Here is a 14,463-nt window from a genome sequence, read left to right as displayed (position 1 = left end):
TATCGAGATTACTCCCCCTGATTGTCCTGGGAGCGGCATCATCCGACCAAACGCGACGCGCGGTAAGAGTCTCGACCTTTCCTTTAGGGCCAGTAGAGAATTCGCGTTCTCCGCGACGAACTCGATCACTGCGGAGCGCAGTCTTACGAGCGACGTTCGCGGCTCTCTCGCGTCCGCGCCGCAGGCGCGGCCATCGAACACAGCCGAGTCGTCGAAGCGCATGCGACGCAGTCGCTAGCGGCGCCGCTAGCAACTGCTTGCAGGTCGCTAGCGGCGGACGCGAGACACCAGGGGGCCGTGAACACGCAGCGCCGAAGGCGCGGCCATAGATTCAGCTATCGGTGGCCTTGAAATCGTCCGGCGAGACCGACTCGAGGAACTCCTTGAACTTCTCCACCTCGTCCTCGCGCTCGTCCGGCATGACCAGCCCCGCCTCCTCGAGCACCGGCTCCTCGGCATAGATGGGGCAACCCACCCGCAAGGCGATCGCGATCGAATCCGACGGCCGCGCCGAGATCCGCAGATCGTTCTCGAAGACCAGATCCGCGTAGAAGGTGCCCTCCTGCAGATCCACGATCCGCACTTCCTTGAGGGTGTGCCCGAGGTCGGCGATCAAGATCTTGATCAGATCGTGAGTCAGCGGACGGATCGGGGTCACCCCCTCTTGTTCGAGCACGATCGCGGTCGCCTCGGCCTGCCCGATCCAGATCGGCAGATACCTGTCTCCGGACGCCTCGCGGAGCAACAGCACGGGCTGGTTCTGTGGCTGCTCGACACGAATGCCGATTACGCGCATCTCACTCATCGCACTGCCTCCCAATGACTCGCCGGCCGCCCGGCATGACCGCTGCAGAGCTCGCCGTACCACGAGTCTAAGCGAACCTCGAGGCGTGCAGCATTCCCTGTGCACAGCCGAAATCGGCGTGTTGTCCGTCTGGAACGCAAAGCGAACTTCGAATGCACCCGCCGAACTCAGCCGCCGAGCGAGGACCGCACCGACGCTTTCACCAGGCAGGTATGCAATGTCAGCGACAATGCCGCCAACTCCCGCACCGTCTCCTCCGCGCGTGCGCGCGCACCGGCATCGCGACTCTTGGCGATCGGGGCCGCGATCTGCGCGACCAGCGCGGCCTCGCGGTCCGCGGCCAGCTTGAAGGCGCGCAAATGCCGTGCCTCCAAGCCGAATTCGGCCATCGCCTTGGCGGTTTTGGCCAGCGTCACCGCATCCTCGTCGAAGAAACCGGCGGCGCCGGGGATGATCAGATTCGCTCGGATCAGATCGGCGAGAAATTTCTCATCGATCTCGGCCTTGGCAAGCAGATCCGCCCGGGTGAGCCGGATTTCGTGATCGAATCGCAGCTCATCGGGCGAGATTTCACCGGGCACCACGCCGAGTTTGCGCGGCGCCGCGGTGCGCGCGCCATGGTGCGCCGCGGGTATCGCGGTGGGCTCGGAGTCGGGCATGGCGTGTCCCGACTCCGGCGCACCGTTGCGGCCGGAGTGCGCCCGGGCGCGGGCTTCCCGCACACCGAGCGTCGCCGCACCGCTGTCGATCGCTTCGAGCTGCTCCTTGATCACCTTCAAGGGCAGGTACTGATCGCGTTGTGCGGTCAGCACGAATCTGAGCCGCTCGCAGTCCGCGATCGAGAACCTGCGATAACCCGACGGTGTGCGCTCGGGTCGGATCAGCCCCTCGGCCTCGAGGAAACGGATCTTCGAGATGGTGATATCCGGAAAGTCCGGTCGCAGCAGGTCCAGCACGGAGCCGATCGACATGCCTCCGCGAGCCCACTGCGCCGCGCCCGTCATAGCACCGAGTCTTTCATGACACAGCGTTCTTCCCTGTCAACACTGCCGACACGCGAAATCCGTGCCGCTGATGTCACAGGCTGCCCGCACCCGCCGACGAATCGCTCTGCTGGACCCGGGGCCCAGTGAGGAAGACGAGGCGGAACTTGCCGATCTGAACCTCGTCACCGTTCTGCAACTCCGAGGAGTCCACCGGCTCCCGGTTGACGTAGGTGCCGTTGAGGCTGCCCACATCGACCACCTGGAAGGAATCGTCGTCCTGCCGGAATTCGGCATGCCGACGGCTGACTGTGACGTCATCGAGAAAGATGTCACTGTCGGGATGGCGGCCCGCCGACGTGGTCGGCTGATCGAGCAGGAACCGCGAGCCCGCATTCGGGCCTCGCTTCACGACCAAGAGGGCAGCACCAACCGGCAGACCCTCGACCCCTTGGACCGGCTGTTCGCCGGTCGCCTCAGCGGAGCGCGACGCGTCGACCTCGTTCAGGAAATCCGCGCGGAAGACCGACGTCGTCTCGGCCGCGGTCTCCCCGTAACCCGGGTCTTTGTTCTCGCTCACCGTTTCTCTCCTCCTCGAACCTGATTATCCATGCAAGCAGGTGCTGCCTTCACCGCCACGACCTGGGGATCCTGGCGCTAGAACACCGGCTGCCAAGCACCGGCACATCTGTTGGCATTGACCGTACCCTGCCAGGGCGTACCCGTGCAGGTAGAACTGGGAAGGCTGGGTCAGCCCCCGATAACTCCTTGATAACCTGCGGCATCCAGTAGTTCACCGAGCGCGGCATCCACGCCGGCCTCGTCGCTCAATTCGAGCTCGAAGATCCACCCGTCGCCATAGGGATCGGTGTTCAGTGTTTCCGGCTCCGAGTCCAGAACATCGTTCACCGCAACAACTTTCGCGGCCAGCGGAGCGTAGATATCGGACACGCTCTTGGTCGACTCCACCTCGGCGACGCTTTCCGCGGCCGCCACATCTTTGTCGACCTCCGGCAACTGCACGAACACAACGTCACCGAGTTGAGACTGGGCGTAGTCGGTGATGCCCACCCGAACCCGGGTCGGGCCGATCCGCCGCACCCATTCGTGCTCTTCGGTGTAGCGCAGATCCTCGGGGGTCTGGGTCACAGGCCGTCCTTTCATCGTGCTGACCTTCTCGAGCGATCTGCAAGCAGTCGCCAGCGGGTTCCACGCAACTCTAATCGCTACTCACTGCGGTGTGGCACAGCCGGTATCGCTCGCGCGACGGCGAAAGCCTTCCAGACGTAGAGCACGCCGGTCCACACATACACCGCCGTGCCCCAGACCAGGAATGCCCCGCCGAAGGCACGACCGAAACCTGCCAGCGCCCAATCCATCTGACCGGCCAGCAACCACGGCAGCGCCGACATCAGCGCGAAGGTGGCGGCTTTACCCAGGTAGATGACCTCGGGCGGATCCAGTTCGCGGCGTTTGTACACCGAAAGAGTCAAGGCCAGGACGGCGTCGCGGCCGATCAGGATCACTGCGACCCACCAGGGCAGCAACCCGCGGATCACGAATGCCGCCAGCGTGGTCACCAGATACAGCCGGTCCACGAACGGGTCGAGCAGTGCACCGAGTCGCGACGACTGGTCGAGCAGCCGGGCCAGCTTGCCGTCCAGGAAGTCGGTGACGCCGCTGAGCACCAGCAGCGTGAAAGCCCAGCCGTCGGCACGCACCACCAGCAGCAACCACACGAAAAGTGGCACACCGGCCAGTCGCAATACGCTCAGGACATTGGGAACGGTGAAGATGCGGTCGGCGAAGACGCCGCCCGCGGCCGGACCGCCCGCTTTCCCCGGGTTGTCCGCGCCGGAGCCGGCGCGTTCGCCCGGTTCCGTTTTCCCCGATTCGGTTGTCACAGCCCGTGCATACCGCACCGACCCCGGTTCACGCCATCCGGGCACGCCGGTCGCGCATACTTTCGGTACCTGACCTGCTGTGCGATACACCGCAGTGACCCGGGTGACAGAATGAGTGTGGAACCGTCTCACACGGTTGCCGCACGGTTCAGAGAGGGAAACCATGCCAGCATTCGACTACGACGTGGTAGTGATCGGCTCCGGATTCGGCGGCAGCGTCAGTGCGCTGCGCCTGACCGAGAAGGGCTACCGGGTCGGCGTGCTCGAGGCCGGACGGCGCTGGCCCGCCGAGGATATTCCGAAGACGAATTGGAATGTGCGCAAATCGATCTGGGCGCCACGGCTCGGTTTGACCGGACCGCAGCGGATCAGTGTGCTCGGTAAATGCGCGGTCTTCTCGGGCGCGGGCGTCGGTGGTGGTTCGCTCATCTACGGCAACACCCTCTACGAGCCGCTGCCGAACTTCTACACCGATAAGCAGTGGGCCCATATCACCGACTGGAAGGCCGAACTGGCGCCGTACTACGACCAGGCGCAGCGCATGCTAGGCGTGGCCCCGAATCCGCGGATGACACCCGCCGACGAGGTGATCAAGGAGATTGCCGACGATTTGGGCGTCGGCCATACCTTCCACCCGACCAATGTGGGTGTCTTCTTCAACGAGACCGATCCGGGCGCCGAGGTCGAAGATCCCTATTTCGGCGGCGCGGGTCCGCACCGCCGCGGCTGCGTGCACTGCGCGCAATGTTTCACCGGCTGCCCGAACAATGCCAAGAACACCACCACGACGAATTACCTGTATCTGGCCGAAAAGGCCGGGGCCGAGGTACATCCGCTGACCACCGCGACCGCGGTCCGGCCGCTGTCCGGCGGTGGATACGCGGTCGAGACCGAGCGCTCTGATCGCTGGATCCGCAAGCAGCGCAAGACATTTACCGCCGAGCAGGTGGTATTCGCCGGTGCGGCGCTCGGCACGCAGAAGTTGCTGCACAAGATGCGCGACGAGGCGATACTGCCGGATCTGTCGCCGCGTCTCGGTGAACTGACCCGCAGCAATTCCGAGGCGATCCTCAATGTGGTGAGCCGCTCGCGTCGCGATTTCGCCGAGGGCATCGCGATTACCTCCTCGATCCATCCGGAGGCCGATACCCACATCGAGGTCTGCCATTACGGCAAGGGGCAGAACGCACTGTTCCCGATGTCGGTGCCGATCGTGGACGGCGGGGCCTTCCGATTCCTGCGCTTCCTGCTGGCAATCGTGTTGCATCCGTTGGTTTTCCTACGCAGTCTCAATGCCCGCCATGCCTCGGAGAAGTCGGTGATCCTGCTGGTGATGCAGTCACTGGACAATTCGCTGACCTCCTATCGCAAGCGCGGGCAATTGAAGACCAAACAGGGCACCGGCGAACCGAATCCGACTTGGATTCCGCTGGCGCACGATATCGGCAGACGGTTCGGCGCCAAGGTGAACGGCGATACCCACGGCCTGATCATGGATGTGCTGAATATCCCGGCCACCGCGCATTACATCGGCGGTTGTGTGATCGGCGAGGGTCCCGAGGCCGGTGTGGTCGACCCGTATCAGCGGGTATTCGGACATCCCGGGCTGCATGTCGCGGACGGTTCGGCGGTGACGGCGAACCTCGGTGTCAATCCGTCGCTGACGATCACCGCGCAGGCCGAGCGCGCAATGGCCTTCTGGCCCAATAGGAACGAGGCCGATCCGCGCCCCGAACTGGGTTCGGCATACAAGCGGATCTCCCCCGTCGCCCCGAACCATCCGACGGTGCCCGCATCCGCCCCCGGCGCACTGCGATTGCCGATCGCACCCGTCGATCCCGCAGTGCCCGCTACCTGAGCAGGCTGGGTGCGTTAGGCGCCCCGATACCCTCGCTCGACCACCACGGAGCGAGTCTTACGAGCGACCGTTCGCGGCCCGTCTCGCGTCCGAGTCGTCGAAGCGCATGCGACGAAGTCGCGAGTCTCGACGGCTCGGACGCGAGACACCAGGGGGCCGCGGACACGCCGCGCCGCAGGCGCGGCAAAATGAGCACAGTGTTGGACGGTGGTCTTGATCTTCGCTCGTATGTTCCTGCCGAGGACGTCCGCGCCCGCGGGCGGGCGCTGCGTCAGCGGGTTCCGGTCAGTGCCCGGGATCGAGCGGTCACCTGGTCCACGCGACCGGATGTGCTCGACTTCATCGACGCGAGCAATGCCGGTCGGTTGCCGCATCTGGTTCCGCTGCGGATCGGTCGCATGCTCGCCTCGCCGTTCACCTTCTATCGCGGTGCTGCCGGTTTGATGGCCGCCGATCTCGCTGGCAGTCCGGACACCGGTGTGCCCGCGCAGATCTGCGGCGACGCGCACGCCGCGAATTTCGGCCTGTACGGCACACCGCGCGGCGAAATCGTCATGGACATCAATGATTTCGACGAAACGATCGTCGGCCCGTGGGAGTGGGATCTGGAGCGGCTCGCGGCCAGTCTGGTGCTGGCGGGCCGCGAAGGCGGTGCGGCCGAAGACGATTGCCTGCGGGCCGCGCGGGATGCGGCGCGCAGCTATCGCCTCGCCATCGATCATCTCGCCGAGCAACCGTTCATGGAGTCGTGGAGCGCGCTGCCGGACGAGTCGATCATCAGTAGGGCCAGGGCCGATGATCTGCTCGACGACTTCAAAAAGGCGGCGAAGAAGGCGCGCAAGAACACCAGCGCCAAGGTGGTCGAGAAGTGGACCGAACATCTGGAGGACCACGAGACCGGGATCAGCAAGCACCGATTCGTCAATGACCCACCGATTCTCACGGCGGTCGACGCCAAGGTGACCGAGGAGATCATCGACGGGCTGGAGCGCTACGGCGACACCCTGCGCGAGTCCCGGCGCAATTTACTGGCCCGATTCGCGGTGTCCGACACCGCCTTCCGCATTGTCGGCACCGGTAGCGTCGGACTGCACAGCTATGTGGCACTGCTGCACGGCAATGACGGCGAGGCGCTGGTGCTGCAGCTGAAACAGGCCAACCCCTCGGCGCTGGCGCCGTTCCTGCCCGCGCCGCAGCCTGCGCACGAGGGTGAGCGAATCGTGCAGGGCGCCAGGCTGGTTCAGTCCGAGACCGATATCCTGCTCGGCTGGACCACACTGCGCTTGGAGACCGGCGAACTGCCGTTCACGGTGCGCCAGTTCCGCAATATGAAGGGCAGTATCGATCCGGCCGAGCTGTCCTCGGACGATCTCGACGACTACGGCAGGCTTGCCGGTGCGCTGCTGGCTCGCGCACATTCGCGTTCCCTCGATCCGCGCCTGCTCACCGGGTATTTCGACGGTGACGAGGCGTTCGAGGATGCCGTCGCGCGCTTCGCGGTTCGCTATGCCGATCGGACCGAGGCCGACCACGCCGAATTGGTCGAGGCGGTGCGGGCTGGAAAGATCGCCGCGGAACAACCGCAGTGACACGCCGCGTCTGGTCATAGGCGCGGCGAACCGGGCAGAGTTGTCCGTATCCTTGCCACCATCGAGTGATGACGTGAAGGGCGGTCGCGAATGCTCGTGCGAGTACAGAACCCGGCAGGCACCAATGCCGAGCGGGCGCTGATCGACTGGCTGCGCACCTGGAAGGATCCAGCCAGCCCGCATGGCGTCGCCACGGTGAATTGCAGTCTGTTCCACAATGATCGGCTGCATCAGTTCGACGCGGTGGTCTGGACCCCGACCAGTTGCGTGGTGATCGAGGCCGAGGCGCTGGTCGCGCGCCAGGACGGCGTGCTGGAGGTGCCGCTCAGCGGTCCGTGGACCATCTCCGGCGCACCGATCGCCAGCGAGGCGCGCGATCGCCGCACCCCGCTGGACAGATCGCGCGAACACACACTCGCACTGCAGAATTGGCTGGCCGCGCGCGGTCTCGGTCAACGGGCGGTGCACGGTGTCGCGCTGATCGTGCCGCTGCGCGGCGCCGAACTGTCGGTCAAACAGGAGTGGAGCGACCCGAGTTTCGATGTGATCCTCGGCAGCGATCCGGAACGACTGCGGCACTATTTCGAGACGCTGGCCGATTCCGAGAAGAACATCCACCTGTGGACGGCCAACGATGTCGCGGTGGCCTTCCGCAGCCTGGGCATCCTGCCCGCCCTGCCTGCCCCGCAGGATCTGGTCAACGAGGGCTTCCTCGGCCCGATCGATATCACGCTGTGGCACGGCGGCCCGAACCAGGCGCAGGCGGAGGCCTATGCCGAGGAGCTGGCGCGGGCCGAAAAAGATGCCGACGCACCGGCCCTGGTCATCGAGGCGCCCTGGTACAGCCCGTGGAAGCTGTATCCGCGGCAGGCAGGCGATATGGATCTGGGGCGCGCGTTCATGCGCATCACACTGGCGGCGGGCATGCTCATCGCCTTCGCGTGGGTGATCTGGTTCGTGATCACCGCGGTATTGACCTACGGGCCGGGGTGAGCACGGACGTCGGCTGTTCCGCGGACTGTGTCGCCTCCCGAAATCCGGACTCGCCCAGCGCATTCCGGTATTCGGTCAGGCGCTGGTCGCGGGCCGATTGCGGAATGCCATGTACCGCACGCAGATGCCCGGCGGCGATGGTGAGCGTCGCGGCTTCGGTATCGCAGACGCCCGCGCTGTAGTAGGCCCGAGCGCACTGGATCCGAGCTCAATGGAGTGCGGCGGCGGTACGGAGGCGGCAGGGGCACTCACTTGCGCGCGACCGATGGTGCTGTTCGCGGGTGCCTTATCGTCGAGCGGTGATCGTCGAATGGAAGGCGTTGCTCGTCGCGATACGAGCGAACCTCGTCGCGCTGTGCGTGGTGCTCGTCGGCCTCGGCATCGCCGTAACGCTGCCGCTGACCTTTCCCGGCGACGGCGCAGCCACCGATCTGGATCGCGAGCTCGCCGAGCCGATCCACTCGGCGCTGGACGACCATCCCGGTGGCTACGAGGCGCTGGTGGTCCCGAGCGACGGCTACATCCTGATCCCGCTATTGCTCGCGGCCGCGGCATGGTTCGGCTATCAGGGGCAGTGGCGGCGGGCCGTGGCGATGGCGGTGATTCCCGAGGTCGTGGTCGGAATCAACAGCTGGGTGCTCAAACCGCTGTGGGATCGACCGCTGCACGACTATCTCGCCTATCCGAGCGGACATACCGTGCATCTGGTCGCGATCGCCACCGCGTTCGTCGTGCTGACCGACTCGACGCGGGCGCGCGTCGGCACCATCGTGATCGCCACCGCCGCACTGGCCTGCGCCGCGGTCGGCATGATCGGCCTCGGCTATCACCTGCCCACCGATATTCTCGGCGGCACGGCGGTGGCGATCGCACTGGTCGTCCTGTGTTGGAAACTCACCAAGCGATTTCTCGCGGAGCAGACGCGCGTCGACTCCTAGATCCGCTACACGGTCGTACGACTACTGGTCCGATCGAACACGCTCGCATCATCCAGCAGTGCCGCACGCAGCATGCTCTCCGGCACACCCATGCCCTCGACCAGCGTCAGCGCATCCGGGCGCAGCCGGTCGACCAGTTCATTGACACCGCGACGCACGGCCTTCGCCCGTTCCACCGACATGAACCGGTGCATGATGAACCACGCCTGGTTCTCCTCGAGCATCGAGTAGACGTACAGATCACAGACGGTCTCGGCGAGTTCGCGCGCCTGCGAATCCGCAATTCCGGCAATACCTTCGATGAACGCCTCGAGAATCAGTCGATCGATATGTGCGGCGCCCGCGGCGAGGATGTGGTCCTGCGCATTGTTGAACGCCTCGAAGGGTGCGGTGTCCTTCGCGCGGGCACGCAGCCGGTGTCCGGCGGTGCGCACCAGATAGTCCTCGCGATCGGCGAACAGCTGCAGCTGCACCGAGCGGCGCGACAGATCGCCGTCGTCGACCGTGTCGTCACTGCGGTCGCGCAGCGTCTGGATCAGTTGGCGCACACCGGAACGCTTGCGGACTACATCACCGGCCATGGTGGCGGCGAAGCGCACCCAGCCGAGCGCGTCCAGATCGCGGATCTCATCGGAGTAGGCGGTGAGCAGTTCCTTGGCCACCAGCTGGGTGAGTACGACATTGTCGCCCTCGAAGGTGGTGAACACATCGGTATCGGCCTTCAGTGTGACGAGCCGGTTCTCGGTGAGATAGCCTGCGCCGCCGCAAGCTTCGCGACATTCCTGGATGGCACGGGTGGCGAATCCGGTCTGTGCGACCTTGAGTCCGGCGGCCCGCTTCTCCAGGGCGCGCTGGGCGCCGGGATCGAGATCCTGACCGGTCTGCACCAGATGCATGCGGCGGACCAGATCGTTCTGCGCGAAAGCCAGCGCATACGACCGGGCGATCAAGGGCAGCAGCCGTCGCTGATGACTGCGGTAGTCCAGCAGAAAGGTTTCCTGGCCGCTGTCCGGATCCGAGAATTGCCGGCGCTTCAGTGCGTATCGCGTGGCAATGCTCAATGCCACCCGCGCACCGGCGGCTGCCGCGCCACCGACGCTGACCCGCCCGCGCACCAGAGTGCCCAGCGTGGTGAAGAATCGGCGGCTCGGATTCTCGATATCGGAGCTGTAGGTGCCGTCGGGGGCGACATCGGCGTACCGATTGAGCAGGTTCTCCCGCGGAATGCGGACCTGATCGAAGACGATGCGGCCGTTGTCGACACCGAGCAGGCCGCCCTTGAGTCCGTCGTCGTAGGTGGTCACACCCGGCAGGTCGGCGCCGTGCTCATCCCGGATCGGCACCAGGAAGCAGTGCACACCCTGACTCGTCCCCTCGGCGATCAACTGCGCGAAAACCGCTGCCATCCCGGCATGTTCGGCCGCGCCGCCGATGTAGTCCTTGCGTGCCGACGGTGTCGGCGAATGGACGACGAACTCCTGGGTCTGCGGATCGTAGGTCGCGGTCGTCTCCAGATTCGCGACATCGCTGCCGTGTCCGGATTCGGTCATCGCGAAACAGCCGAGCAGATCCAGTGATATCAGCCGCTTGACCACATCGCGATGCCGTTCGGTCCCGAGGTTCTCCACGGCCCCGCCGAACAAGCCCCACTGCACACCCGATTTCACCCACAGCGACAGGTCGGCGTACGCGAGCATCTCCAGTCCTGTCACCGCCTCCCCCGGCTCCCCCGTGCCCCCGTTCTCGCGTCGGAACCCACGCTCCGCGTAGCCCATCGATGCGATCGCCCGCATCTGCTCGAGCACCCGTGCCCGTGCCGCGTGGTAGTCGAGATACGGATCGCCGGTGAACTGGTCTCCAGCCAGTTGCACCCTGGCCTCGGCGCGAACCGCGCGCCATGGGCCGTCGAGTGCGTCGCGGAGGTGGTCCGATGTGGAGACGTTCTCGGTGTCAGGCATACCCCGACACTAGCGTTTCGCTGACGTCCAGCGGCCGCTAAGCGCCGATGAGATGACAACCTCCGTTTCCGCTTCCAGGTCGCTGACCAGCGCGTTCTGCCGTCACAAATATCGTGACACGACATCTTCGCCGAACCCTTGCTTTACCATTGAACGCGTGTTTAATATACTAAACATGTGTTCAACCAGAGAGCCGTATCGCAAGGACCCGCCGAACTAGGAGGCGCCGCGTGACGCCGACCCCGAACTCGGATCTCACCACCGCCGCCCGCATTCGCGATATCGCGATCGAGGTGTTCGGTGACAACGGATTCCAGGTCGGAGTGCGCGCGATCGCCGCAGCGGCCGGTGTCTCCCCCGGACTGGTCAACCATCACTTCGGCTCCAAGGACGGCCTGCGGGCCGCCTGCGACGACCGCGTGCTGGAGTTGATCCGGGACCAGAAGTGGAAGACCGCCACCGAGACGAACGTCGCGAAAAGCATGCTCGACGCGATGTCCGAGATCGAGGCATACGGCCCGCTGGTCGCCTACATGGTGCGCAGCCTGCAGGCGGGCGGACCCTTGGCCGAATCATTGCTCGAGCACATGATCTCGGATGCCGAGGACTACATCCAGGCAGGCGTCGAGGCGGGCACCCTCAAGCCGAGCCGTGATCCGGCCGCGCGGGCCAGATATCTGACGATGGTCAATGTCGGCGCGACCGTTCTGTACTTCACCCTGCGGCAGCAACGCGGCGAAAAGCTGGACTATCGCAAGCTCGTTCGCACCTTGACCGAGGAGTTCATGCTGCCCGCCGCGGAGCTCTACGCCCAGGGATTCCTGACCGACCCAACGATTTTGGACACCCTTACCAAGGAGACCTGATGTCCGACATCATCGAAGTTCGCGATCTGCACAAGAACTTCGGCCACTTCGCCGCCCTGACCGGGCTGGATCTCGCGGTCCGCGAGGGCGAAATCCACGGCTTCCTCGGCCCGAACGGCGCGGGTAAGTCGACCACCATCCGCATCCTGCTGGGGATCCTGCGCGCCAGCTCCGGCGAGGCGCGGCTGCTCGGGCGCGACCCGTGGACCGATGCGGTCGAACTGCACCGCGAAATCGCTTATGTACCAGGCGATGTCACACTATGGCCATCTTTATCCGGTGGGGAAACCATCGACCTATTGGCCAGAATGCGCGGTGAAATCAACCCGCAGCGTCGCACCGAACTCATCGAGCGATTCGACCTGGATCCGCGCAAGAAGGCACGCACCTACTCCAAGGGCAACCGGCAGAAGGTCGCGCTGATCTCCGCACTTGCCTCCGATGTGCGTCTGCTACTACTCGATGAACCGACCTCGGGCCTGGATCCATTGATGGAGCAGGTCTTTCGCGAATGCGTCGAAGAGGCCAAACAGCGCGGTACCACGGTCTTGCTCTCCAGCCATATCCTCTCCGAGGTCGAGGTGCTCTGCGACCGGGTGACCATCATCCGGGCCGGGCGCACCGTGGAAAGCGGATCGCTCGCCGATATGCGCCATCTGTCGCGCACTTCCATCACCGCCGAATTGCTCGGCGATCCAGGCGATCTGAGTCGAGTCCCGGGTGTCGAGGACATCGAACGCGACGGTTCGACGCTGCGCTGTCAGGTGGACGGGGAACATCTCGGCGAGTTGATCCGGATCCTCGGCGATGCCGGAGTGCGCAGCCTCACCAGTGCGCCGCCGACGCTGGAGGAGCTGTTCATGCGGCATTACCACGTCGACGGCGCGACGTCCGAGCAGGCGCGGGCGACCATGGAGAAGGTGGGATCATGACAACCGCAACCATGGGCGGCAGGCATTACGCCACACCCGCCGTGCGCGGGTCGACCGACTTCGCCGGTACCGTCCAATTGCTTCGCCTGTTCCTGCGTCGCGACCGAATTGTGTTGCCGCTGTGGGTATTTGCTTTCGGCCTGCTGCCTGCCGGCTACGTCAGCAGCGCCAAGGCCGTTTACACCACGCAGGCCGACCTCGATCATGCGGCGCGGTCGGTCATGGAAAGTCCGGCGCTCATTGCCATGTACGGGCCGGTCTTCAGCACCGATCTGGGCTCGGTCGGGCTGTGGAAGGCCGGCCCGTTCTACGCGATGATGGCGATCGCGACGATCCTCACCGTCATCCGGCATACCCGGGTCGAGGAGGAGACCGGCCGCGCGGAATTGGTCGGCGCCACCAGTATCGGCCGCTACGCGGGGTTGAGCGCCGCCATGATCATGACGGCGACCGGCTGTCTGATCGTCGCCATCCTGAGCGCCCTCGCGCTCTACGGCAGTGACCTGCCCGCCGCCGGCTCGCTTGCCTACGGCGCGACGCTCGGCAGTTCCGGTCTGGTCTGGGCCGGGGTCGCCGCTATCGCGGCTCAGGTGAGCGTGGGTGCGCGGGTCGCGCGCGGGGTGGCCTTCGGCGCACTCGGCACGGCCTTCGCATTGCGCGCGGTCGGCGACGCCGGAAACGGTGTGCTGTCGTGGTTTTCGCCGCTCGGCTGGTGTATCAATATGCGGCCGTATGCGGATGAGCGCTGGTGGGTGTTGATTCCGCTGCTCACCATCGCCATTGTGACCACGATCGCCGCGTATATGCTACTGCGGCAACGTGATACCGGATCGGGCCTGCTCGCCGAGCGGCCGGGCGCACCGGTCGCGGCTGCGACGCTGTCCGGTCCGTCGGGGCTCGCGTGGCGGCTCCAGCGCGGCTCTCTGCTGGCCTGGTCCATCGGCTTCCTGCTCTACGGATCGCTGATGGGTGGCGCCATCAACAGCGTCGGCGACATGCTCGACAACAGCAAGCAGGTCCGCGATGTGATCAATCGGATGGGCGGCACCGATGTGCTGCAGAATTCCTTCATCACCTTCGCCCTCAGCATGCTGGCCATCGCGGCGGCGGCCTACTCCATCTCGGCGGTACTGCGACTGCACGAGGAGGAGTCGAGCCAGCGCGCCGAGGCAACGCTGGCCGGTTCGGTGAGCCGAGAACGCTACGCGCTCAGCCATATCGGCATCGCGCTGCTCGGACCGGTGGTGCTGCTGTTCCTCGCGGGCGCGGCAGTCGGAGTCATCTACGGCATCTCCGACGGCGATCTGGCGGGCAAGCTGGGCGACTGCCTCGGCGCAGCGGCGGTGCAACTGCCCGCGGTGTGGGTGCTCACCGCGATCACGGCGGCGATCTACGGGCTCGCGCCCCGATACACGCCGGTCGCCTGGGGCGTGCTGAGCACGATGATCATCATCTTCGTCATCGGCGCGCTCGACGGACTCCCGCAGTGGGTCCGCGATCTGGTCCCCTTCGCACATCCACCGAAGCTGCCCGGATCATCCTTCGAGGCCACACCGATCCTGTGGCTGCTCGGGATCACGGTCGTGCTGCTCGGGGTCGGGATCGTGGGCTTCCGCCGCCGCGATCTGCGCTGAGAT

Annotated in this window: 13 protein-coding genes; 7 read left to right on the top strand and 6 right to left on the bottom strand. The window is 65.3% G+C overall.

Annotated features, from left to right (window positions below; genetic code table 11):
* Positions 1–331: 331 nt before the first annotated feature.
* The 5 genes from ACFYOW_RS27900 to ACFYOW_RS27880 all read right to left on the bottom strand — a co-directional run bounded on the left by ACFYOW_RS27900 (position 332) and on the right by ACFYOW_RS27880 (position 3,584).
* A complete protein-coding gene (locus ACFYOW_RS27900) occupies positions 332–805 on the bottom strand; it encodes a bifunctional nuclease family protein (RefSeq protein ID WP_327098336.1) in 474 nt (157 codons plus the stop codon).
* Between the two features lie 167 nt (positions 806–972).
* On the bottom strand, positions 973–1,809 hold the full coding sequence (locus tag ACFYOW_RS27895) for a MerR family transcriptional regulator (protein ID WP_387292756.1): 837 nt from the start codon (positions 1,807–1,809) through the stop codon (positions 973–975).
* A 73-nt stretch (positions 1,810–1,882) separates the two neighbouring features.
* Positions 1,883–2,368 carry a glycogen accumulation regulator GarA gene (gene garA / locus ACFYOW_RS27890; protein ID WP_040689879.1) on the bottom strand — a complete coding sequence of 162 codons (486 nt, stop codon included), beginning with the start codon at positions 2,366–2,368 and terminating at the stop codon, positions 1,883–1,885.
* 170 nt (positions 2,369–2,538) lie between these two features.
* Positions 2,539–2,937: a glycine cleavage system protein GcvH gene (gene gcvH / locus ACFYOW_RS27885; protein WP_387292754.1), complete on the bottom strand. Its 399-nt coding sequence runs from the start codon at positions 2,935–2,937 to the stop codon at positions 2,539–2,541.
* Positions 2,938–3,014: 77 nt separating this feature from the next.
* Complete coding sequence (locus ACFYOW_RS27880; protein ID WP_387293224.1) at positions 3,015–3,584, bottom strand: CDP-alcohol phosphatidyltransferase family protein; 570 nt, start codon at positions 3,582–3,584, stop codon at positions 3,015–3,017.
* Between the two features lie 271 nt (positions 3,585–3,855).
* Between ACFYOW_RS27880 and ACFYOW_RS27875 the strand changes: the two genes are divergently transcribed.
* From ACFYOW_RS27875 to ACFYOW_RS27860, 4 genes are all read left to right on the top strand, one after another.
* Positions 3,856–5,550 (top strand): GMC oxidoreductase, encoded by a 1,695-nt coding sequence (locus tag ACFYOW_RS27875; protein ID WP_387292752.1) that lies wholly within the window; start codon positions 3,856–3,858, stop codon positions 5,548–5,550.
* 188 nt (positions 5,551–5,738) lie between these two features.
* Positions 5,739–7,139 carry a DUF2252 domain-containing protein gene (locus tag ACFYOW_RS27870; protein WP_387292750.1) on the top strand — a complete coding sequence of 467 codons (1,401 nt, stop codon included), beginning with the start codon at positions 5,739–5,741 and terminating at the stop codon, positions 7,137–7,139.
* A 90-nt stretch (positions 7,140–7,229) separates the two neighbouring features.
* Positions 7,230–8,132 (top strand): nuclease-related domain-containing protein, encoded by a 903-nt coding sequence (locus tag ACFYOW_RS27865; protein ID WP_387292748.1) that lies wholly within the window; start codon positions 7,230–7,232, stop codon positions 8,130–8,132.
* A 299-nt stretch (positions 8,133–8,431) separates the two neighbouring features.
* Positions 8,432–9,070, top strand: coding sequence for a phosphatase PAP2 family protein (locus tag ACFYOW_RS27860; RefSeq protein WP_387292746.1), 639 nt, complete (start codon positions 8,432–8,434; stop codon positions 9,068–9,070).
* A gap of 5 nt (positions 9,071–9,075) precedes the next feature.
* Here ACFYOW_RS27860 and ACFYOW_RS27855 read toward each other — a convergent pair whose 3' ends face one another.
* Positions 9,076–11,028 (bottom strand): acyl-CoA dehydrogenase, encoded by a 1,953-nt coding sequence (locus ACFYOW_RS27855; protein WP_387292744.1) that lies wholly within the window; start codon positions 11,026–11,028, stop codon positions 9,076–9,078.
* 230 nt (positions 11,029–11,258) lie between these two features.
* On the opposite strand from ACFYOW_RS27855, the gene ACFYOW_RS27850 reads away from it, so the two are divergent.
* Genes ACFYOW_RS27850 through ACFYOW_RS27840 form a run of 3 tightly spaced genes read left to right on the top strand, consistent with a single transcriptional unit; the run spans position 11,259 to position 14,460 of the window.
* On the top strand, positions 11,259–11,894 hold the full coding sequence (locus ACFYOW_RS27850) for a TetR family transcriptional regulator (RefSeq protein WP_387292742.1): 636 nt from the start codon (positions 11,259–11,261) through the stop codon (positions 11,892–11,894).
* Positions 11,894–12,826 (top strand): ATP-binding cassette domain-containing protein, encoded by a 933-nt coding sequence (locus ACFYOW_RS27845; RefSeq protein ID WP_387292740.1) that lies wholly within the window; start codon positions 11,894–11,896, stop codon positions 12,824–12,826. The genes ACFYOW_RS27850 and ACFYOW_RS27845 overlap by 1 nt, the downstream gene beginning before the upstream one ends.
* Positions 12,823–14,460 (top strand): ABC transporter permease, encoded by a 1,638-nt coding sequence (locus tag ACFYOW_RS27840; RefSeq protein WP_387292738.1) that lies wholly within the window; start codon positions 12,823–12,825, stop codon positions 14,458–14,460. The genes ACFYOW_RS27845 and ACFYOW_RS27840 overlap by 4 nt, the downstream gene beginning before the upstream one ends.
* Positions 14,461–14,463 lie beyond the last annotated feature (3 nt).

Source organism: Nocardia sp. NPDC006982 (assembly GCF_042869435.1).
Lineage (GTDB): Bacteria > Actinomycetota > Actinomycetes > Mycobacteriales > Mycobacteriaceae > Nocardia.
Note: the sequence above shows the minus strand (reverse complement) of the source record. Positions and strands in the feature narration are given on the sequence as shown.

What these genes read in the sequence shown, in the direction of transcription:
- ACFYOW_RS27855 (WP_387292744.1), bottom strand. Translation starts at nt 11,028, where the DNA reads ATGCCTGACACCGAGAACGTCTCCACATCGGACCACCTCCGCGACGCA.
- ACFYOW_RS27895 (WP_387292756.1), bottom strand. Translation starts at nt 1,809, where the DNA reads ATGACGGGCGCGGCGCAGTGGGCTCGCGGAGGCATGTCGATCGGCTCC.
- ACFYOW_RS27870 (WP_387292750.1), top strand. Translation starts at nt 5,739, where the DNA reads ATGAGCACAGTGTTGGACGGTGGTCTTGATCTTCGCTCGTATGTTCCT.
- ACFYOW_RS27845 (WP_387292740.1), top strand. Translation starts at nt 11,894, where the DNA reads ATGTCCGACATCATCGAAGTTCGCGATCTGCACAAGAACTTCGGCCAC.
- ACFYOW_RS27900 (WP_327098336.1), bottom strand. Translation starts at nt 805, where the DNA reads ATGAGTGAGATGCGCGTAATCGGCATTCGTGTCGAGCAGCCACAGAAC.
- ACFYOW_RS27865 (WP_387292748.1), top strand. Translation starts at nt 7,230, where the DNA reads ATGCTCGTGCGAGTACAGAACCCGGCAGGCACCAATGCCGAGCGGGCG.
- ACFYOW_RS27875 (WP_387292752.1), top strand. Translation starts at nt 3,856, where the DNA reads ATGCCAGCATTCGACTACGACGTGGTAGTGATCGGCTCCGGATTCGGC.
- ACFYOW_RS27840 (WP_387292738.1), top strand. Translation starts at nt 12,823, where the DNA reads ATGACAACCGCAACCATGGGCGGCAGGCATTACGCCACACCCGCCGTG.